Genomic DNA, 20,737 nt, shown 5'->3' with positions numbered 1-20,737 from the left:
GGCGCTGAGCTGGGGCGTTGCCCCAGGCCCCACCCGGGGCTATCCGCCCCGGGACCCGGACCAGCGCAAGCGCTGGACCCAGGGTCGATGAACTGCGCGATGCGCAGTTCATCGAACGGGCCGAGGCAAGACCAGGAGTGCGTCTGCCAAATCAAGGCAGCCGCGCTGATATCTCGAGGCCAGCCAAAAAACGATGGAGAAGTACGTCCGCCGCGTGTCATAACGCGCGCCCATGCGTAGCCTGCACCGCATCCTCTTTCTGGGCATTCTCGTCGTCCTTCAAGCAGCCTGCGGCGGCAAAGTCGTCATCGATCGCGACGGACAAGGCGGTAGCGACCCGATCGACCAGGAACCGTCCGATGTTTGCCCGTCCTATTGCAGCGCGGAGGTCGCGCTCGGGTGCTTCAAGGAGGAGGCCGGGTGCGTCAGCTCTTGCGAAAACAGCCTCGGAGCCGTGGGCTCCTGCGCCGCGCTCCTCGGCGCGGCATACACATGCTTGGGGCAGAACATCTCGCCGTCGTCGAATTGCAACAAGCCGCCGCCGCCATGTACCGACGAGATTGAGGCCTTCCAGACCTGCGTGGCGTCGGCCCCCTGCACGAGCCTGGGCGAATGCCACGTCTCCGCCGGGGACTGCAACTGCACGAACGAATGCGGCGGTGCGCTTCTGGAATCGGACTGCAATACGGACACGGGAGGGGTGTGCACCTGCCGATTCAACGGTGAGGTCGTCGGGACCTGCACCCCGACGACGACCGCAGTCTGCGACAACCTGGTGGGCTGCTGCGCCGGCCTCTTCGCCGCAAGCCATTGATGCGCCACTGCGCTGGGGCGTTGCCCCAGGCCCCACCCGGGGCTATCCGCCCCGGGACCCGGACCAGCGCAAGCGCTGGACCTTTGGTCGATGAACTGCGCGATGCGCAGTTCATCGAACAGGCGGAGCCAAGACCAGCGAAGGCCCTGCCATCAAGACAGCCGCGCTGACAGTTTTTATGGGCAACGCCGTCCCTGGTCTTGCCACCGGCCCGTGGAAGAACTGCGCAACGCGCAGTTCTTCCATCCCGAGTCCAGGGCTTGCCCTGGTCCGGGTCCAGGGGTGGACAACCCCTGGTCGGGCCCGGGGTGAAACCCCGGCGCTGCGCTTCCCAGCGCCCCCTCTAGAGATCCATCTTGAGCAGCCGGCCCTCTGGCTTCGAGGCGTCGAGCAGCGGCTCCAGGAGGTACGGCGCCTTCTGCATCTCCTTTGGCGGCGGCGCTGTCGTGGTCACGACGTACTGGAACGCTGGCGACCCGTTCGAGCTCTCCTCCAGGTGCCGCGCGTAGAGGAACAGCCGCTCGTAGATGCGCCCGTCCATGTCTGCCTCGCGGGGCCCGTCGTGCACGAGCAGCCCCGGGAGCTGGCCGTGTCCGTCCATCGAGAGCTTCATCGCTGCGAGGTCGAATGCGAGCAGCTTGATCGTCTGCATCGCTGCGCCGTCGCGCTCGCCGCGGTCCTCGACGCGCAGCTCGAGCCGCCGGCCCTTCACCTCGACACGTGCCTCCACGTGATCGCCGAGCAGCGCGCGCACGACGTCGCGGAATCGCTCCGAGATCCGCGCCTCGGCCTCCTCTTGCTCGCGCCGCAGTGCGGCTTGACGCTCCGACGAGGCTTTCACCTCGTCCGTCACGATCACGAGCCGCTCCGTGTTCGCGTCCGCCTCGCGCTCGGCTGCCGTCATGTAGCCGTAGAGCCGCTCGACCTCCTCGATCGCTGCTCGCTCCCGCGCGATGCGCTTCTCCTCCGCGGAGAGCGCGCTCCGCTGCCGCGCATGCTCGGCTGCCGCCTCTTTCTGCGCGGCCCGCGCCTCTGCGAGCGTGCGCTTCGCCTCCATCACCGCCTCGGCGAGCGCCTTCTTCCCTTCGCGCGTGATCGGCGTCGCGGACGGATGCGATGCTGCGAGTGCACATCCCTTCGCGATCGCCACATCGAGCGGCACGCTGCAAATGCCCGCGTGCACCGGCAGCGACGCCTTCGCCCCTTCCTCTGCTTCGCGCTTCTTCTCGCTCGGCCGCTTCGCCTCCTCGCGACGCGCTTCTGCCTCGCGCAGCGCCTCGACCCGCACGCCGCACGCCTCGGCCGCTTGCCGCGCCGCATCCTCGGCTTGCTCCACCGCGAGCGCCTGCGCCGCGAGTGCCTCCTCCGCGGCCGCGACGCTCTCCTTCCGCCGCGATACCGTCTCGCGGAAGCGCGCGGCGAACAGCGGCCCTGCGTCGCTCGTGTCGTCTTCGACGCCGAGCAGCCGCGCGAGCCTGCGCCGATCTTCCGCGGCGCGATCCGCGAGCCTTGGCGCCCTCTCCTCGAGGCTCTGCTTCTCCAGCGCGAGATCCTCGTAGCGACGTTGCGCCTCGCTCTCCTCGTCCGACATGAGCGCGCAGAGCGCTCGCAGCACCACGTGCCGATCGTCCGTCACGAGCCGCGGACTCTCCGATTCGCTCGACGGATCGCGCCACTCCACGAGACCCGCGAACCGTGACTCCTGGTCCCGCGAAAGCCACGGCAGCACGTGCTCCCACGCGATCGGCTCCCGCTGATGCGGCAGCTCCTTCACCGGCACGGGCTCCATCACCACGTGCCGGATGTCCGCGAGAAAATCCTGGTACCCGCCGCGCCCGCGCTCCGCGAGCGCCTCGGCGAACGACATCCCGCGCACGGCGAACGGATGCAGGCCGAGCCCGAACGGCCGCCCCACGATCCAGCGCGCGTCGCCCACGACGATCGCCGCCACGACCCAGCCGTCGGGCAGCGCCTCGCGGATCTTGTCCTGCCCGCGCGTCGTCCCGAACCGATGCTCGCCGAGCAGGTAGCGCAGCATGCGGCAGAACGTGGTCTTGCCGGCCGTGTGCCCCGTGATCTGACCGTCGCCGAGCCGGTTCTCGATGTCCTCGGGCGTGGGTGGCGCCCAGAGCACGTTCAGGCCTTTGCGCAGCGTGAGGTGCCGGATGATGGACGCCTCGGACGCGTCGTAGTCGCGGAGCAGCCAGACCTCGGCGACCCAGACGAGCGGCTCGTCGCGGCCCTTCTTGATCGGCGCGGAAGGAGGCGGGGCGGGGGGCTCGAAACCTCCGAAGAGGTCGAGCTGTTGCATGCGACGCTTGGCCATGACTTCGAGAGCGGGTGCGCGACCCTACCCCACGTTTTCGCGACTGTCTCTGGAAAGGTGTCCTCGTGCCGTCCCGCGCGCGCCGGCTAGTCCTTCAGCGCCAGCAGGGTCCGATCGAGCTCATCGGCCATCTTGGTGAGCTCCTCCACGCTCACGCCGAGCTCCTTGCTCGCCTTGATGTCGGAGACGGCGCCGTCCTCCACGAGCAGGGCCGCGTACCTTTGCGCGAGCTTCGACGAACGCTGCAGCGTGCCGCGCAGATCGAGGGAGAGCTCCGGATCGTTCATGAGCCCTTCGAGGGAGGCGAGCACGCGGAGCGCGCGCACCTGGCCCGGCGCGTCCTTTGGCTTGCCCATCGGTTTCCCCATCGCCGGGACATCGTCGTCCTCGTCGTCGTCCTCGTCGCCGTCGAACCCGGGCAGGCCACGTTTGTCCTCGATCCGGGCGAGCATCTCCTCGACGGGGACGAGCGGTACGTCGTTCGGAAAGACCAGTGCGCCTTCGCCGGCGCGCGGCAGGAGGTACCGCAAGGTTGAGACGAGGCCGCGGCATGGGCCGACCTCGAGGTCCGAGGCCCGGTCGAGGGTGAGGACGGACTTGCAGGCGCGGTAGCGCGCGAGGATGGGCTTGGGGAGTGGGCGCTTGGCGAGCGCGTAAGCGGCCTGGAGCTCCGAGACGGGCGGGACTTCGCCGCCAGCGGCGACCTCGGGCACGCTCTCGTCCTCGTCGATCCGATCGACGTGTTCGTCGATGTAGGCCTCGAGATGACGTTCGTACTCGTCGGCGAGCGCGGAGATCGCGCGGGGCGAGAGGGGGCTGTAGACGAACCAGGTGGCGCTCACGAAGCCGTCCCATACCACGGGATGGCCGGCGCGCGAGCGGAAGCAGGCGAGGAAGCGGTGCTATCGTCTCATCCCGAACCGCGACGCTGGGGCGTTGCCCCAGGCCCCACCAGGGGTTGTCCACCCCTGGACCCGGACCAGCGCAAGCGCTGGACCCGGGGTCGATGAACTGCGCGATGCGCAGTTCATCGAACAGGTCGAGGCAAGGCCGGCGAGCGGATCGAGCGAGGTAAACGACGATGATGAACGGGTTTTGCTGGTACGAGCTCAGGACGACCGACACGGGCGCGGCGCAGGCGTTTTATGTCGACGTGCTCGGCTTTCGAATGCGGGACAACCTGTTTTTCCGAGGCGATCGGCCTGTCGCCGGATGTTCGCCGTTGCCCGAGCGCGCCGCGGCCCGGGGCGCGCCGGCGCATTGGCTCGGGCATATTGCCGTGCGTGACGTCGAGAGCCTTTCGCATCGCATCCTCGCGCAAGGGGGGGAGCAACTCGGACCGACGCGCACGCTCGAAAGTGGCGCGACGCGCGTGATCCTGCGCGACCCATTCGGCTCGGTCCTTTCGCTCGTCTCGTCGAGCGACACCACGAGCGGCGACGTGGTCGTTTGGCACGACCTCAACACGCGAGATCATGCGCGGGCCTTTGCTTTTTATTCGGATCTGTTCGGCTGGAAGGCGACCGAGACGGTGGATTTCGGGCCGGAGTTCGGCGCGTATTTGAAGTTCTCGTGGGACGAAGGCGGGCCGAGCGTGGGTGGCATGGTCAGCAGCGCTCGGCTGCCGCATGTCCACCCGCACTGGCTCTTTTATTTCCACGTGGAAGATCTCGACGAAGCGCTCGCCAAGGTGAGCGCGCGCGGGGGCAAGGTGCTCGCCCCGCGTGAGCTCCCGAATGGCGATCGTGTCGCCGTCTGCGACGACCCGCAGGGGGCCGCGTTTGCCCTGCATGCGTCCGCGGCGCGGGCCTAGCCTCGTCCGCCCCCGCTGGCCGCGTCGGCCGTCGCCTTCGCTTCTCCTCCCGTTTTTGCCTTCTCGGTGGTAGAGCAACCGCATGCGCGTGATTTCCAGTCATCGAACGAGCCCGGCGGTCCTCGCGACCGTCGCGGCGGTGCTGCTCGCGGCCGCGCCTGCCTGTTCGCGCTCGCAGGAGCCCTCCGGCAGCGGCGCCGTCCCGACCGCCGCCCCGAGCGCGACGTACACGACGCGCGGCAAGGTGCGCGCGATCGGCGAGAAGAAGGACAACATCACGATCGCCCACGAGGACATCCCCGGGTACATGAAGGCGATGACGATGATGTTCGAGGTCGCCAAGCCCGAGCTTTTGCGCGACGTGAAGGTCGGCGACGACGTGTCGTTCACGTTCTCGGATCGGGACGGGCGGCTCTTCGTCGAGTCGATCACGCCCGCGCCGCCGAAGTAGCAGGGGGGTGTGTCGACGGGCCCGTTTGTCTCGGCTTTTTTGACCCTCGACGTCACAAAAACAGCCTGTTCCCCGCCATTTTTCGTGGTATCGTCTCCAACGTGACGATGCACCCGACGAAGCTCTTCGCGCCCGGCCCGTTTCAGGCCCAGCAGCTCCGCTCGGGGGACCCGTACGAGCTCTCGAACGGGCATCCGATCCTGTGTCTGCCGACAGGCGGTCGCGGCGCGCGGGCGAACTTGCTCGGCGGCACGGTGCTGGAGACGGATCCGGCCGTCGAGCAGGCGGGCGTGGACGCGGGATTTTCGCCGGAGCCGGGGACGATGCGTGCGCCTGACGTGGCCGTGGGCCACGTGCCGGACGTGCCCGGCTGGGTGCAGGGTGCGCCGCCGCTCGCGGTGGAATACGCGGATCGCGGGCAGGACGAGGAGGAGCTGCAGTCGAAGATCGCCGAGCTCCTCGCGGCGGGCACGCAGTACGTGTGGGTCGTGTGGCTCACGGGTCCGCGAAGGGTCGAGGTGTACGCGCCGGGGCAGAAGCTTCGCACCGTGCGGCCGGGCGAATCCCTCGAGGCGCCGGGGATCCTGAAGAACCCGGTCCCCGTCGAGGCTCTGTACGACCGCGAGGCCGCGCACGAGGCCACGCTGCGCAACCTCTTGCAGCGCCGCGGCTACGAGAGCCTGGAGGCCGTGCGGGATGCAGGGCGTGAGGCCGGGGAGCTCGCCCACGCGCGCGCCGTTCTCCGCCGGCAGCTCGGCAAGCGCGGGATCTCGCTCGACGCAGCCCAGGAAGCGCGCATCGACGGGACGACCGACCTCGAGACCCTCGACCGTTGGCTCGATCAGACGCTCGTCGCGAAGACCGTCGACGAAGCCCTGCGCTGACCCTTCACGGAAACGTCCCGCACGGCGTCGACGTCTTCCCCTCGGACCACTCGGCCGGAAGCGGTCCGGCCACCTTCACGGTGAACGTCGCGTTTCCCTCGTTGTTGCGCGGATCCGCATCGTTCAGCCCCACCCAGACGAGCCCGGGCGTGCGCGCCACGAACCGCGCGCAAGGCGCGACGATCGCCCCCATTCGCGCGTCGCCGCCTCCCACCGCGGCGATGCCGGCGCCGTGGGGCGCGGACCGGAAGGGCTCGTTGTCGAAGTTCGGGTCGTGCGGTTCCTTCTCGAAATACCCGCGCGGATCGATCCACGCGCCGCGCCCCGTCCCGATCCGGTATTGCCCCCGCGCCGCGATTTCGACCACCTCGCCCGCGCGAATCGGCCGCATCGACACCAGCGTGCCGCCCGCCTGCGCCGTCACCGCCGCCTCGGCCGACTCCATGGGGTTCGCAACGGCCATCACGGCGAGATCCATTCGCATCACGCCTCCGCCGCGCATCGAGAACACGGGCCGCGTCGCCTGCGCGGCGAGCAGCTCCTGCCGCCCGAGCTTCACCCCGCCGATCACCTCCGCCCCGGCGCCGTCCCGATCCACCACGGCAAGCGTGATGCCCTCGGCCGGGATCGAATTCGTTGGAATCACGAATTCGCCGTTGAACGTGGTTTGCATCGTATCGTGCGCGGTCGGCGTCTGGTAATGGGCCGCGCTGCCCACGCCGAGCAGCACCACGAGATCGGGCAGCCGCGCGTCGGCGTTTGCGGGCCGCGGGCGCGGATCGATGGGGCAGAGGGCCTCGGCGCCTTTTCCCGTGATCGGATCGGTCGTGGCCATCATGCGGCCGAGCATGCCGCACGCCGTGCCGTCGGTCGGCTGGGGCTCGATGTCGTCCCAGGGCACCTGCGTGCCTGGCCGGAGCGGGGTCACCTCCACCGTGTCGACGCGGACGACGAGCCAGGGCGGCTCCTGGAAAACACTCGGGGTCCCCGGCTCTCCCATCGGCTCGGCGCAGGCCGCGGCGAGGAGCACGAGCGAAACGAATCCGATCCGGCGCATGCCCCAGCGTACGCCAGAACGAGCGGGAAGGGTAGGGGACGAGGCGGCTTGCTCTCCTCGCGACCTGCGTGATACGCCAAACCAGCATAATGACGTCGCAAGCCAAGGAGCCCATCCACGGACGCGCGCCCACTTGCCCGGCGTGCGGCGCGCCCTTGCCCATCGAGCTCGGCGACGCCCGCGTGCGCTGCCGCCATTGCGGCGCCGTCACGCCCCTCGACGAAGGGCTCCGCAGGGCCATGCTCGCCTACGTCGGCGACGTCGTCGCCGTGGCCAAGAAAGAGCTCCAGGCGCGGTTCGTCGCGGCGTTTTACGAGCAAAACGCGAAGGCCGCCAAACCGGTCATCTTCGGGGTGATTGGCTTCGCCACGTTCCTCACGTTCGCCTTCGTCGCGGGGCTCATCACGGGGGAGGTCAACATGGGCCTGCCGCTTCTCTATTTCGGGATCTTGTTCGGCGGCTGGGTCTTGTCCCTCGCCGCCTTCACGCGCGGCTGGGGCGTCATGTACGACATTCCGGACATCGAGACCCTCGCCGCGACGGGGATCGTCCGCTGCGACGGGTGCGGCGCCATGCATTCGTTCCGCGCGGGCGAGGCCGTCTCCGATTGCAAGCATTGCCGGAGCCGCCTCCTCGTCCCCTTTGCGCTCGCCGCGAGCCTGCTCGGCGAGGCGCGCGCCTCGAAAGACCGCGCGGACAGAGAGCAAGCGCAGAGCTACGATCGGGCTGCGAACGCCGGGGATCGCCTCGTCGGCGTTTCGGTGTTCCTCGTGTTCTTCGGCATCCTCGCCGCTATGGTCACGGTCATCGCCATCGGGCGTCCCGAGGGGCCCGAGGTCACGCGCACCGAGATGTGGCTCTCGTTCCTCGGGACGTTCGTCCTGTCGATCGTCTTCATGGTGCGAAGCACCAAGCGCGGCATGCAGAAGCGGCAGGAGATGGACGCCCAGGTCGACGCGCTGGCCCGGCGCGTGGGGGATACGGCGCGCCGGGGCTGACGTCGCGGGTGCTGAGGATCACGGACCGCAGAGTGCGGGATTCGGCGCGGGCGGGAGTGGGAACGCGTCCGTCGCTTCCTTGGCGAACTGGCACTGGAGATCCTCGGTCTTGCACCCGGCCTGGCTGATGCAATTGCCGGCGGCGTCCGTGCCTTGGCAAAGGCAGGCCGTATCGCCCTCAGGGCAGATCTCGACGAGCTCCATCATGCCCATGTCCTCGTGGTTCAGCTTGTGGCAATGCAGCACGAATTGACCCGTGAACTTGCGAAAGTTCGTCAGGATCTGCCGCGGCCCGTCCTCCGCCTGCACCCAGAACGTGTCACGCCAGTGCGGGAAATTCGGCTCCTTGTTCGAATCGTTCGCGCAGACGAGGTACGGATTGATGTGAATGTGGAACGGGTGCCCGTCGAACGCGCGGATCTCCCATTTCTCCGTCGTGCCGACCTCCATTACCCGGTCGCTGCGATATCCCCAGGCGCGCCGATCGTCGAAGCGCCGGCAACTGATGTTCGGGGCGGGGCAGAGGCACGTCGGCGCGTCCGGATCGATGCCGTGCATGTGGTCGTTCGGACTGCACGAGCCGAGCTCGGAGGGTTTTTCCGGGTCGGGCTCCTCGCCCGGCGTGGGGACGAGCAGCGCGATCTTCTGGTGGACCTTTTCGACCGATTCGCAGCTCGCTTCCATCGTCTGGCCGTCGACTTTGCCCATGAACGTCGTCGGCGGCGCGATGGCCGCGAGGGCCGACTCCTCCGGCATGTTCGTCTCGGTCGGCTCGCCGTTCGCCGGATCCACGTCGAAGATCGCCACGAGACTCCCGAGCGGATCGGCCGGGCGCCGCCCCACGAGGCAAAGCGTCGTCTTCTCGGCGGGCATCTTCACCACCGCCTCGATACGATATCCGGGTGATACCCATATCGTATCGCTCACGTAAAACTTCGGCAGCGTGATGCCGTCGCGGGCGATCTGCGTGATCTCGATCGGATGGAGGACGTCGAACGATTCGCAAGTCGGATCCTCCGAGGGGTGGAGCTTCATTCCGAGCTCGTTCGGGGTGCCGGCGTGCACGATCCGGAGACGCTCGACCTGATTCGGCGACGTCTTGATGTGCGGCAAGAGCTTGCCGCTCACGAGCGTCGGCTTCGTATCGTTCTCCGCAGCCTCGAAATCGTTCGCCGACAGCGTGTCCTCGGAGCAAGCTTCTCCATCCGCGAGCGGTCGCGTCGATTCGACGTTGATGGGCACGCCGCCGAGCACCATGATCCGCTCGTTCGCCTTGGCGATCCCGGGAACCTCGTCGAGATCCCCCTCGAAGATGAGCGCGCCTGCGGCGCCGTTCGTCACCTGAATGGCCGTCGAACCGTGGATGTGCGGGTGATACCAGTTGAAGCCCGCGTGGTGCGTCCCGTCCTCGTCGAGATCCCAGCGGTATTGCGCCATCTCGCCGGGCGGCACCTCGTGCAGCACGTCGTCGGCGTGGTACCGCGCGTCTGGCCCGCAGCCCGAGCCCTCGCATGGATCCCCCGCCGCGGGCGTCGCGTAGTTCGGCTGGACGTGCGCGCCGTGCGCGTGCAGGTTCGTCAGGTTGAAATCGTGGCACGTGACGGCGGACGTGTTCGCGGCCCCGGCCACGAGCCGATAATCGGAGCGCTTGAAGTCGTTGTGCAGATTGACCCGCACCTTGCGGTCGGTCCCCGAAGGAACGCGGATCGTCGGCCCCGGGATCGATCCATTGTACGTCCGCAGGCAATACCTCTTTCCGCCGATCGTCACCTCGCTCGGCGCGAGGCGCAGCTCGTGGACCCCCGCCGCGTTCGGCGCGAGCTCCGGCGGGTTCTCGAAGATCTCGGGCGGGCCAGCCGGCGCCGCTTCGTCCGAGCAACCGCCGAGCACCGCGCTCAGCAAAAGGAACGCGCATCGACCTGCGCGCGAAATGGGTAAGCCAAGGCTCCCTTGCTTCATGGTTTCCCTCCACGCCCGGCTTCGAGCGCCGGTGATTCGTTGCTTCCGGGCCTTCCGAGGTCGACTCTAGACGAACGGCATCCTCTCGGATGGCCGCAGGTGGTCAGTGGATGGCCAGGATCCGGCCATCGAGGAGGGAAACCATGGGTCTCCTCTGGGAGGCGCTTCGCTGGGGCGTTGCCCCAGGCCCCACCAGGGGCTATCCGCCCCTGGACCTGGACCAGCGCAAGCGCTGGACCCGGGGTCGATGAACTGCGCGATGCGCAGTTCATCGAACAGGCCGAGTCAAGACCAAGAGCGACCCTGCCAATCAAGAGAGCCGCGCTGCCATTTCAACCGGCAACGTTGTCCCTGGTCTTGCCACACCGGCCCGTTGGAAGAACTGCGCGGAGCGCAGTTCTTCCACCACGAGTCCAGGGCTTGCCCTGGTTCGGGTCGAGGGGCGAACAGCCCCCGCGGGGCCCGGGGCAGCGCCCCGGCGCGGCGCCCCCAAGAAGAGACCAATCCTCAGCGCGACGACGACGGGAGGCTCGATTGGCCTCCCGCTCCCGCCACAAGCTCTGGCATAGTCGCGAGCACGAATGGATCCCCATCGCCTCGTCGCTTCGTGGCTCGACGGCCGCGCCCGCGTCGAAAAGGACGGCGCGCTCGTCCTCGGGCCGCGTAGGAGCGCGGGCCTCTCGGGCAAGCTCCGCCGCGCCTACACGTGGATCGCCACGCAAGCTCTCGTGTGCCCGTACCTCGACATGGAGCTCGGCGAATCGACGACGCTCGGCAAGGGCGAAGCGCGCGTCGATCTCGGCCGCGCGGCGCACGCCTCGTACGTCCTCTTGCCGCTCCTTTGCCTCGTCACCTCGCAGCGCCTGCTCTTCGTTGGCGCTCCGGGCCGCGGCAAGACCACCATGGCCACGATCATGGCCGCGCTCGCGGGCATCCCGGAGGGCGAGATCCGCCGCATCGTCCAGCACGGCCATCCCCAGCTCACCACGGCCGATCTGCTCGGCAGCCCCTTGCCCGGTAGCCTCGTCAAGGCCGAGGAATCCCGTGAGATCCGTGTCGAGTGGCGCCGCTGGATCGGCAAGCGCGTCAAGATCATCGACGAGTACAACCGCATCCCCACGAAGACCCAGTCCGCGCTCCTCTCGCTCCTCGCCGAGGGCTACGCCGAGAGTTTCGAGCAGGTCGCGCTCGCCGGCAAATCCGCCTGGTATCTCACGGCGAACGAGGACTCCGGCGGCGGCACGTTCCAGGTCATCGAGGCCCTCAAGGATCGCATCGACGTCGTCGTCCGCGCGCCGCCGTTCCACGCCCGCTCGCTCGATGCCCTCGCCGAGCGTGTCGCCACCGCGCGACCGCCCGAGACGCGCATCCCGGCCGACGTCGTCTTCTCCGCGGAGGAGCTCGATCAAGCCGAGGCCGAGATCCGCGCCGTCCCGGTCCCCGAGAGTGTGCTCGACGTGCTCGGGTTTTTCGCGGGCCAGCTCGATTTTTGCCGCAGGGCCTCGGACGTCCTCGAATACCGCAACAAGGACACGCTCCACCTCGCGGGCAAGAAGGTCGCGCACGTCTGCAACGAGGATTGCCCGCTCGACAAGAACGTCCACGTCTGCACGCAGACTGAAAATGGCGTCTCGGCGCGCGCGCTCCAGGCCATCCTGCTCTTCGCCAAGGCCCTCGCGTATTTCCGCGGCAAGAGCGAAGTCTCCGTGACCGACGTGCGCCTCGTCCTGCCGTTCACGCTCTTCGAAAAACTCCGGCCGAACCTGCAGAGCGCGTTCTTCCAGAAGGCCGAGAGCCGCGTTCTTTTGCTCGATCGGGCCACGTGGATCACGCGCCTCTTCGATCAAGCGGCCGTGCAGCACGCGGCCTACGCGCCGCTCCGCGCGAGCGTGCGCGAGCTTCAGGCCGAGGCCGAGGCGACCGCGCTCGGCGCCACCACGGCCGAGCTCAAGCGCCGCGTCGGCAAGGTGCAGCGCGCGATGGAGGAGCTGCTCAAGCGCGCCGATTTGTCGGGGCCGATCTACGAGGATCTCGTGCTCCTGAAGAGCCTCCACGAGTCCTACCAGCGCAGGCTCGCCGCTGCCGAGCGACTGGAAGGAGGGGCCCGTGAGTGATCTCGAAGCGCTGGCGACGCACCATGTACGGGAGGGAGAACGCCGGTTCTCCCGCTGGGACGCCGCGCTGTTCGAAGCGCTCCTCGCTGGGCCAGGCAAGCGGCTCGCGGCGGGCCTCGACGGGTCCGAGAGCTCGCTTCGCGCGTTCGAGGCTTGGCTCGGCCTCGTGGTCGAGGCGATCGGGCTCGGATACATCCGGCCCGGCGTCGTGGGCGAAGGCGACGCGCCACGCGTGCGCAGGCCGGAAAACCTCGTGGAATGGCTGTTCGTGGACATGCTCCCGGACACCCTTCCCACCGTCCCGATCGAGGCGCGCATGGGCCTGCTCGCGAAGGCATGGAACCTCGGCGAAGGCCTGTTCGGCGAGCCGCCGTGGCTGAACCTCTGCGTCGCTTCCGCGATGGCCGCGCCGAGCGCCTCCGCGAGCGCCGGCGCGCGGTTCGACCTCGAAGGCCGACTCCTCCGTATCCTCGACGCCGCGCTCGCGCCGCGCGCCCGCTCCACGTGGAAAGGACCGTTCGTGGTGCGGACCATCGATCTGCGCGAGGTCGAATCCGCGTTCTTGCCGGGCCGCGTGCATTTCGGCGCGCCCACGCTCGTCTGCGTCCACGATCGCAAGCGGCCCGATCTCTCCGCGGGCGTGCTCCTCGGCGCGCGTGGCGCCCCGAACCTCGCGTTCCGCTCGCCGTGCCTCGCCGACAAGGTCGAGCCCGATCCGAGCTTGCCCACGGTCACGCTCGGGCAGGCCGTCCTGTACGTGAGCGACGCGCGCGTCCCACTTCCGCACTGGAAACGCGGGCACAGCGTGGCTGCCTCGCGCGCGGGCCTCGTGGTCGCGACCGCGCTCGACTCGCAACGCCTCTGGCTCGTGGAGAGCCCTTGAGCGCCGAGGAGCGCATTGCATCCCTTGCGGCGCGCGCCTTCCCTCGCGCGCTCGCGCGTTACTCGCCGTATCTCCTGATCGGCGAACCCGTCGTGGACCCGGATGGCGAAACGTTCGCCCGCATCGACCTCGCCTCGCGCACGATCCGCCTCGGCGCGCGCCCCATTGCCGAGGCTTCACTCGAAGACGCGCTCGAAGCGCTGATCGCCCACGAGCTCGGCCACCACGTCGCGTTCCCGGGCCATCCCGTCGAGCACGCGCGCCTCCTCCTGCTCGAACGCACGTTTTTGCCGCGCCTGCCGCGCTCGCTCACGGGCCCGTTTTACGACCTGCTCGTCGACGAGCGGCTCGGCCAGGGTTTGCCCTCGATCGAGGACGACCTCTGCCGCATCCTCGTGGCGCGCGGCGCGCGTGCGCCTGACGACGTGCTCTTCACGTTCCAGCGCGCCGTGATTGAAGAGCTCTGGCAACGAAGGGAAGGGGAGTTGCTCGGGAAAAATGCCGCCGCCTTCGCGCGCGCTTTTCCGGACCACCGCCTCGACGCGAAGCTCGTCGCGGAACACCTCTTCGCGTTCGCGCCCGACGTCACGCTCCAGTACCTTTATTTCGCCTCCATCGCCTGGCGATACGCGATGGCGAGCCCCGCGCAAAAACACGCGGGCGAAGGCGACTGCGCCGAAGGTGAGCTCTCGGCCGAGGATCTCGCCGCGGCGCTCGTGCCGAAGAAGAGCGAAAAAGCGGCAATCGAGCGGGCGATCCGCGAAGGTTTTTTTTCGAAGGACCTCGCGGAAAAACTCGCCGATCAGAGCCTCGAACGCCGCGCGGGGGCGATGCCGGGCGACGGCGCGGGCAAATCCGAGCTGCTCACGACGGCCATGGCGGCCCATTACCGCCGCGAGGCCGAAAAATACCTTTTTCGTCCGCCGCCTGCCCGCGTCTTTGCCGACGCGCTCGTGCCCACCACGCACCTCGAATGGGAGCCCGGCGATCCGGTCGCCGATATCGACTGGGTCGCCACGCTCCTCCGCCGCGGCGAGACCCTCGGCGCCGCGATGCCGCTGCTCCGCGAGCGCATTGCCGACGAGGAGGGCCAGAGCACGCCGTCGTTTCTCGGTCGCACCGAGATTTACCTCGATGTGAGCGGATCCATGCCCGACCCGAAGCGCGCCCTCAACGCGATGACCCTCGCCGCGCAGATCCTCGCGACCGGCACGATCCGCGCGGGCGGCGCGGCGCGCGCACTCGTCTATTCGGTGGGCCACGAAAAAGCGTGGGACTTCTGCCGCTCCGAGCGTGTGCTTTCGAGGTTTCTCATGCGCTATATCGGCGGCGGCACGCAGTTCCCATTCGACGTCCTCGCGGCGTCCGTCGAAGAGACCCGCTCCGAGCAGCCGATCCGCGTTGTCATCACCGACAGCGACTTCGACGCGAACTACGACGCGCACCGGCAAAACGCGACCATCTTTGCGCGTGCGGCCGAACGCTCACCGGCGTTCGTGCTCCTCCTGCACGCGCCGAATCGCGAAAAGGTGCGTCGCTACGAGCAGGCCGGGGCGCGTGTCGTCGCCGTGCGCGCGCTCGGCGATTTCCCGCGTGTCGCGGCCGAGCTCGCCTTCTCCTTGTTCGACGACCCGGGCACGACCCACCCCAGCGGATAGAGCCATGTCTTTCCTGAAAAACTGGACCGCGAAGCCTACGACCGCGCCGGCCACGCAAGACGCCCGGCTCCTGCCGGAAAGTGTGCCTCTCGACCTCGCGCCGATCCTGGCCGCGCTCGGCCAGGTCCTCGCGGAGATCGAGCCCGCCGCGCTGGATGTCGACGTCGCGCGGGCCAAACTCGCGGACCTCTGCCGGGATCTCGCGATCGAGCCCGTCGATCCGCTGGAGCTCGATCCAATCGCCGCAGAGCTTGATCGCGGCGCGATCGAGCGGCTCGCGCTGCTCGTGCTCGTGCTCGAACGGCGCGGGATTCCCGAGGCTCTGCTGAAGCGCATCTTCGAAGGTCGCGCGCGCACTGCGGCGCGGGAAGGGCTTTTTGATGTCGCGCGGGGATCGAGCCTCGTGACGCTCGATCTTTTGCGCGGCAGCCCGCTGCGCCGCGAGGAGCTCGCGCGTAGGCTCGTCCTCGGGCTCGGCGCATCCGTCGCGGGGGAGAGCCTGGCCGAGGCGCGCGCGGCGCTCGAACGACTCGATTATGGGCGGCTCATGGCCGAGGCGGAGCGAGCGCGGCGGGCGGCGGGGAAGGGGTGAGGATCATCCTTGCCAGGATTTGAGGTTTCCTGATTGCATCCCGAGAATGAAGTTTTCGCGCCTGCGCACCCTCCTCTCCTTCGGGTTCCTCGGTTGCGCGACGATGGCGGTCGTGCCGCTCGGCTGCGGGGCCACGGTCAGACAACTGGCGCAGCAGGACGACCGCCCGCGTGTGCCGGACGCCACCGCGGAGCGCCTACGCGAATGCGTGGATGAGTTCGGTGGCGACCTTCACCGGGGGTACTACACGTTCGACTACACGGTGACGGTCGATGAAGAGGGCCGCGTGGTCGATGTGGCGTCGAAGGGCGTGCCCCACGCGGATCTCGCGGCGTGTACGCGGATCGCGCTGCGAGGCATGACCATCCCCGAGGAGCTACTCGGGCTGCGCAAGCTGCGCCTGTCCGAGTCGACCGCGCCTGCGAACGGGCAAACGCCGGCCGAGCGTGGCCTCGTCGGCAACCCCGGGGTGCTCGTGGCCGTGGCGATCGCCCTCGCCGACCTCATCATCGAAGTAGGCCCCGTCATCATCGTGATGGCCGCCGAGCTGGAGCTCAGCAAGGATATTGCGGTGACGGTTCGAGAGAAGGAAGAGTGGGAGAAAGAATGCGGTAAGCACCTGAACGCTTGCCTGGATTCGTCTAGACAGAGCGACCCGGGGTCCGTCTATGGCTCAAAGAGATGCCTCATGTGCCACGAGAAGTGTAAGGCTGAGCAAGAATGGCCCAAAGGAGTTCGGTTTACGAACGGCAGATGGGCAAGTTGTGTTTACAAATCCAATTAGCAACAGTGGGACGTGATGAGCACGGACGAAGAAATAGTAGAAGAAGACAACGAGCTCTTATCGGCGTTTGCGGAGGCGAGCGTTGCCATTTACTTGAAAGCGACGGAGCGGACCCGAACGTTCGCTGAGGTCGTCGACGACTACCGCGGGCTCGAAGCCGAGTTTGTGGCGCGTGCAGGCGACGACGAACGCAGCGCGCTCGAGGTGAGGAGACGCATCGCCGAACACGTTCTCTCCGCAGCACGGGATAAGGCGCCCCGCTTCGAGGTCTGCCGGGGGGCCTGGAACGAGCTGATTCGCCTCGGCTTTACGAATATCTGGATAAGGTGCCTGACGACCTGGTCTTATTTAGATTGCTGCGCGTATGATGAGCAGCCCGAGGAGGGGCTCGCCGTGGTCGAACCCCTCCTCGCCGAACTCGAGCGCGGGCTCGAAGAAGCCAGGGCGGCGCAGCGCCCCACGGATTTCTACGAAGAGGAGCTTGAGCGGTACGGGGACCTCCGTGACGAGCTCCTGGCCCAGCAAAGGGGCCAGCTCAGCCCGAGCCGAAGGACGCGGCGTATGGACGAGGCGTCCCAGCCGGCCCCGGAAAAAGAGAAAATCGACGAGATCGACGACGAGCTCAGGAAAGCGTGCAGGGCCGTCTTCAAAAGCTTTGCACGATCGCAGGATCGAAGCTTCGCCGAGGTCGCCGCCGATTACAAACGGATCGAGGCGGACACTGTGGCGCGCGCAGGCGAAGGCCAAGCGTTCCAGGCCTTCGTGCTCAACGTGAGGCAGCGCATCGCCGAAGATATTCTCCAGGCAGCCTGTTGGCTCAAACAGCCCTTCGAGGTCTGCCGGGAGGCCTGGAACGATCTCGTTCGCGTGGGCTTCACGAGCATCTCGGAACGATGCTGGAAAACGACGTACTACGCGGAGTCCTGCGGGGAGAACCAGAAGCCCGAGGAGGGCCTCGCCGTGCTCGAACCTTTCCTTGCTGAGCTCCAGCGTGGGCTCGAAGCAGGGCTCGCGCGACGGAGCGAAGCCCGCGCGAAGCTCGAACCCCCCCGCCATGGGCCGTCCCCGAGGTTCTACCGACAATGGATCAAGTCCCTGGGCGAGCTCCGGGACAAGCTCGAAGCAGCGCGCAAGGGCGCCGAGCCATCGACCTGAGTACCGTCAGGGACGACGCGGGCGTGGGCGAGCGCCGCCAACGCCGCGGCGCCCACCCTCCTCGTCGCTCGAACCACGCGCCCGAGGCGCAGGCGAATCATCCCACGTCCCCCACTTACCCCTTGACTTCCTCCGCGTCCTCGTCCTCGCCGGCCTCCTCCTCCGCGCCGCTCCCGCCCTTCGACCGGTACAACCTGTCGAGCTTGAACGCCTCCGCCATCGCCGGGTTCCCGAGCCGCTTCGACGCTGCCAACGCCGCCCGCCGCGCCCTTCGCACGAGCTGCACGATGATCCCGTCGAGCAGGTCGAGCGTCTCTGTCTCCACGGGCGTCCCGCGCCCGCCCACGTCTTCCTGGTCGGCTTTTCGCAGCGCCGGGATCGACGCTTGAACGTCCGCCAGCGCCTCGGGCCCGCCCTGATCCGCCGCCACCGGCGCCACCACCGGGTGCTTCAGCGTATCGCCGAGCAGCGCGAGTTGTTGCGCCAGCGGCTCCGCCTTCTTCGCGGCCGACCGCGTCTGCCGCAACGCCGCCGCAACGGTCGCCGCGGCCTCTTCGGCCTCCCCGCTCGCCTCCAGGTCCTCCTTGACCCCCGCGAGCACCGTGCGCGCGTTGATCCGCGCCGTCGCCGCCTGGTTGTACGCCTTGACGTAGGCCTCGCCCGTCACCTTCTTTTTGCCTTTGGCCGCCTCGCGCCCCACGCCCGCTTCGACCAGCCCGTCGCGCGCTCCTGCGAGCTCCGCCGCGTGTTTCGCGCCGAAGCCCGACATCCTGAGCAGCGGCGCGTGTTTTTCGTAGGCGCCGAGCGTCTGGTTTGCTTGATCCAGCGTGTCCTGCGAGCCGAACTGCTCGCCCAATCGAATGAGCGTGAGCCGGCGCGTCTTCGGGATTGTGTCGGTATTGATGGGCATGCGGCGTAGCCTAACGAACTTCGGGGCATCACGAAACCACCTGCGTCCGTCCGGTCGTCACCTCGTCCTGCCCCGGAGCCACCGCTGCGCGTCGCGGCATCACCGCTGTACGTCGCGGAGCCACCGCTGTACGTCGCAGAGCGACCGCTGCGGCTCGTGACACGACCGCTGTAGCTCGCGAAGCGACCGCTGTAACTCGCAGAGCGACCGCTGCGGCTCGTGACACGACCGCTGTAACTCGCGAAGCGACCGCTGTAGCTCGCAGAGCGACCGCTGTAACTCGCGAAGCGACCGCTGTAACTCGCAGAGCGACCGCTGTATCTCGCGAAGCGCGCCGCCTACCGCGACAAGAGCCCCTGACTCTCCAGCGCCGTCCGTACCGCCCCCGCGATCTCCACCGCGAGCGGACCTTCTCCGTGCACCCCGATCGCGTCGAACCGACTCGTCCTCGCGAGCCTGAGCGCGTTCTCCGCGGCGGCTGCGGCGCTCTCGACCATCGCGCCCGGCTCGCCTTCCGGGATCAGGCTTCCATCCGCGCGGTAGCCCCGATCCGCGTACGCCTCCCGCAGATAATCGAGCCCGCCGGTGCGCACGTAGTCGAGCATCGGACCCTCGAACGGGCCGATCACGGGCACGTCCATCGACAACCCTTCGAACGCGCCGTCGAGGATCGCGTCGGCCACGCGCTGGTTCGCCGTCGCCGCGAAGAGCAGCGGATCCGTCGCCTTCACCGCGAAGATCCGCGCGCCTTGCCACTCGGCCACGCGCAGCATCGCGGTACACTGATCACGCACCACGCTCCGCACCTCTTCCGGCTCGACGGAAGGTCCGATCGGCCCGCCGTGCGCGGGGAACGAGACGAGCGCGACGATCTTCGCCCACGACTCCTTCGCCTGCTGGATCGCGCGCTTGATCGACCGCTCGTCGACGCCGGGGCCTCCGCAAGCGATGCTCGCCATCGTGGCGAACTTGTAGAGCTCCCGTGGCTCGTCCAGTCGAAGGCCCACGGGGATGTTGAGGCTGACCGCGCGCATGAGGCCGACCATCGTAACGCAGGGCGCCGCCGCCTGGGTAGTCTCATCGCGAAGGGTCTCCGCATAGGACGCGTGGGTGCTTGACGCCGCCGAGCCGGCATGGTTTCCGCGCTCGATGCAACCGAGCGGCGCCCGCGCCCGTGCCCTCGTCCTCGGCGCCACGGGGCATATCGGACAGGCGATGGTCCGCGAACTGCTCGCGCACGGCTACCAGGTGACCGCCGCGACGCGAAGGAAAAGCCCCCCGAACCTCGCCGGCCTCGAGGTCGACCTCGCCGTCGGCGACGCGGACGCGCCGGGCCAGATCGACGCGTGGGCCCGCGGGCACGACGTGCTCGTCGACGCCGCAGCGCCTTATCCGGTCCACCGCTTCGCCCCGCAATCCTCGGCCGAGCGGGATCCTCTTCGGTATGCCGTGACGCGCACGCGCGCGGTCCTCGACGCTGCATTCCGGAGCGGGGCGCGCCTCGTGTACATCGGCTCCTTCACCACGTTGCCTCGCCACGAAGCAGGCCTTGCCACGCTCGAAACGAACTTCCGCCGGCAGAGCCATCCGTACTTCACGGTCAAGGCGCACATGGAGGGTATGGTCCTCGATGCCGCGCGCCACGGCCTGCCCGCCGTCCTCGCCAATCCCACGGCGTTCCTCGGCCCCTGGGACGACAAGCCCCAGGAGCTCGCGCTCGTCCCGCAGCTCCTCTCGGGCCAGGTCCCGGCCACGGTGCGCCGCGTCGTCAATGTGGTCGACATCCGCGACGCGGCCTCGGCAATCCGCGGCGCGCTGGAAGCCGAGGCGTTCGGCACGCCGATTCCGATCACGGGGCACGACGTTTCCACCGACGTGCTCGCCGCGCGTATCTGCGAGCTCGCGGGCGTGCGGCCTCCGCTTTTGCGCGCTTCGGCCCGGCTCTCCGCGACGGGCGCGTTCTGGATGGAGGCGGCGCTTTCGCTTGGCGGTCGGCCTTCGCCGCTCCCGTCGCTCGCGCTCCTGCTCGTGCTCGACGCGTATGCGATGGGCCCGCCGATGGGCACGACGCGCTTCGCAGCAGGCGTACGCCCGCTCGACGAAACGTTGCGGGATGCGATTGCGTGGTATCGCGCGCAGCGGCGCGCCTGAGCATTGGTCTCATCTGGGAGGCGCTGCGCTGGGGCTTTGCCCCAGGCCCCACCCGGGGCTATCCGCCCCGGGACCCGGACCAGCGCAAGCGCTGGACTCGGGGTCGATGAACTGCGCGATGCGCAGTTCATCGAACAGGCCAGGTCAAGACCAACGACGACCCTGCCCATCAAGCCGGCAGCGCTGGC

Annotated in this window: 18 protein-coding genes; 12 read left to right on the top strand and 6 right to left on the bottom strand. The window is 68.4% G+C overall.

Features of this window, described 5'->3' with window-relative positions; genetic code table 11:
- Positions 1 to 232: 232 nt before the first annotated feature.
- The gene (locus KEG38_RS31390; protein ID WP_272423614.1) at positions 233 to 814 is read left to right on the top strand and encodes a hypothetical protein; all 582 of its coding nucleotides are present in this window, start codon (positions 233 to 235) and stop codon (positions 812 to 814) included.
- Between the two features lie 343 nt (positions 815 to 1,157).
- Here the strand turns inward: KEG38_RS31390 and KEG38_RS31385 are convergent, their stop codons facing one another.
- Positions 1,158 to 3,140 carry a hypothetical protein gene (locus KEG38_RS31385; RefSeq protein ID WP_272423613.1) on the bottom strand — a complete coding sequence of 661 codons (1,983 nt, stop codon included), beginning with the start codon at positions 3,138 to 3,140 and terminating at the stop codon, positions 1,158 to 1,160.
- A gap of 86 nt (positions 3,141 to 3,226) precedes the next feature.
- Positions 3,227 to 3,982 carry a hypothetical protein gene (locus KEG38_RS31380; RefSeq protein ID WP_272423612.1) on the bottom strand — a complete coding sequence of 252 codons (756 nt, stop codon included), beginning with the start codon at positions 3,980 to 3,982 and terminating at the stop codon, positions 3,227 to 3,229.
- 239 nt (positions 3,983 to 4,221) lie between these two features.
- On the opposite strand from KEG38_RS31380, the gene KEG38_RS31375 reads away from it, so the two are divergent.
- From KEG38_RS31375 to KEG38_RS31365, 3 genes are all read left to right on the top strand, one after another.
- Positions 4,222 to 4,953, top strand: a complete 732-nt coding sequence (locus KEG38_RS31375; RefSeq protein ID WP_272423611.1) for a VOC family protein — start codon at positions 4,222 to 4,224, stop codon at positions 4,951 to 4,953.
- Between the two features lie 82 nt (positions 4,954 to 5,035).
- Positions 5,036 to 5,404, top strand: coding sequence for a copper-binding protein (locus KEG38_RS31370; protein WP_272423610.1), 369 nt, complete (start codon positions 5,036 to 5,038; stop codon positions 5,402 to 5,404).
- Positions 5,405 to 5,511: 107 nt separating this feature from the next.
- The gene (locus tag KEG38_RS31365) at positions 5,512 to 6,288 is read left to right on the top strand and encodes a Uma2 family endonuclease (RefSeq protein WP_272423773.1); all 777 of its coding nucleotides are present in this window, start codon (positions 5,512 to 5,514) and stop codon (positions 6,286 to 6,288) included.
- A gap of 4 nt (positions 6,289 to 6,292) precedes the next feature.
- Here KEG38_RS31365 and KEG38_RS31360 read toward each other — a convergent pair whose 3' ends face one another.
- Positions 6,293 to 7,345 carry a C2 domain-containing protein gene (locus tag KEG38_RS31360; protein ID WP_272423609.1) on the bottom strand — a complete coding sequence of 351 codons (1,053 nt, stop codon included), beginning with the start codon at positions 7,343 to 7,345 and terminating at the stop codon, positions 6,293 to 6,295.
- Positions 7,346 to 7,434: 89 nt separating this feature from the next.
- On the opposite strand from KEG38_RS31360, the gene KEG38_RS31355 reads away from it, so the two are divergent.
- Positions 7,435 to 8,343: a zinc ribbon domain-containing protein gene (locus tag KEG38_RS31355; protein ID WP_272423608.1), complete on the top strand. Its 909-nt coding sequence runs from the start codon at positions 7,435 to 7,437 to the stop codon at positions 8,341 to 8,343.
- An 18-nt stretch (positions 8,344 to 8,361) separates the two neighbouring features.
- Here the strand turns inward: KEG38_RS31355 and KEG38_RS31350 are convergent, their stop codons facing one another.
- Positions 8,362 to 10,302 carry a multicopper oxidase family protein gene (locus KEG38_RS31350; RefSeq protein WP_272423607.1) on the bottom strand — a complete coding sequence of 647 codons (1,941 nt, stop codon included), beginning with the start codon at positions 10,300 to 10,302 and terminating at the stop codon, positions 8,362 to 8,364.
- Between the two features lie 581 nt (positions 10,303 to 10,883).
- Between KEG38_RS31350 and KEG38_RS31345 the strand changes: the two genes are divergently transcribed.
- The 6 genes from KEG38_RS31345 to KEG38_RS31320 are packed head-to-tail and all read left to right on the top strand — an operon-like array spanning position 10,884 to position 17,488.
- Entirely contained in the window at positions 10,884 to 12,416 is a 1,533-nt protein-coding gene (locus tag KEG38_RS31345; RefSeq protein ID WP_272423606.1) for an AAA family ATPase, read from the top strand.
- Positions 12,409 to 13,299: a hypothetical protein gene (locus KEG38_RS31340; RefSeq protein WP_272423605.1), complete on the top strand. Its 891-nt coding sequence runs from the start codon at positions 12,409 to 12,411 to the stop codon at positions 13,297 to 13,299. Before KEG38_RS31345 ends, KEG38_RS31340 begins: the two co-directional genes overlap by 8 nt.
- On the top strand, positions 13,296 to 14,957 hold the full coding sequence (locus tag KEG38_RS31335) for a hypothetical protein (RefSeq protein WP_272423604.1): 1,662 nt from the start codon (positions 13,296 to 13,298) through the stop codon (positions 14,955 to 14,957). Before KEG38_RS31340 ends, KEG38_RS31335 begins: the two co-directional genes overlap by 4 nt.
- Positions 14,958 to 14,961: 4 nt before the next feature.
- Positions 14,962 to 15,549 (top strand): hypothetical protein, encoded by a 588-nt coding sequence (locus KEG38_RS31330; RefSeq protein WP_272423603.1) that lies wholly within the window; start codon positions 14,962 to 14,964, stop codon positions 15,547 to 15,549.
- Between the two features lie 46 nt (positions 15,550 to 15,595).
- Positions 15,596 to 16,333, top strand: coding sequence for a hypothetical protein (locus KEG38_RS31325; protein ID WP_272423602.1), 738 nt, complete (start codon positions 15,596 to 15,598; stop codon positions 16,331 to 16,333).
- Between the two features lie 15 nt (positions 16,334 to 16,348).
- A complete protein-coding gene (locus KEG38_RS31320; protein WP_272423601.1) occupies positions 16,349 to 17,488 on the top strand; it encodes a hypothetical protein in 1,140 nt (379 codons plus the stop codon).
- A 115-nt stretch (positions 17,489 to 17,603) separates the two neighbouring features.
- On the opposite strand, the gene KEG38_RS31315 is transcribed toward KEG38_RS31320, so the two are convergent.
- The gene (locus KEG38_RS31315) at positions 17,604 to 18,398 is read right to left on the bottom strand and encodes a hypothetical protein (protein ID WP_272423600.1); all 795 of its coding nucleotides are present in this window, start codon (positions 18,396 to 18,398) and stop codon (positions 17,604 to 17,606) included.
- Positions 18,399 to 18,736: 338 nt separating this feature from the next.
- Positions 18,737 to 19,432 carry a LamB/YcsF family protein gene (locus KEG38_RS31310; protein WP_272423599.1) on the bottom strand — a complete coding sequence of 232 codons (696 nt, stop codon included), beginning with the start codon at positions 19,430 to 19,432 and terminating at the stop codon, positions 18,737 to 18,739.
- Between the two features lie 76 nt (positions 19,433 to 19,508).
- Between KEG38_RS31310 and KEG38_RS31305 the strand changes: the two genes are divergently transcribed.
- On the top strand, positions 19,509 to 20,549 hold the full coding sequence (locus tag KEG38_RS31305) for an NAD-dependent epimerase/dehydratase family protein (protein WP_272423598.1): 1,041 nt from the start codon (positions 19,509 to 19,511) through the stop codon (positions 20,547 to 20,549).
- Positions 20,550 to 20,737 lie beyond the last annotated feature (188 nt).

The organism is Polyangium jinanense (genome assembly GCF_028435265.1).
GTDB classification, from domain to species: Bacteria; Myxococcota_A; Polyangia; order Polyangiales; family Polyangiaceae; genus Polyangium; species Polyangium jinanense.
The sequence above is the reverse complement of the archived record's forward strand: the minus strand, read 5'-3'. Positions and strand labels throughout refer to the sequence as shown.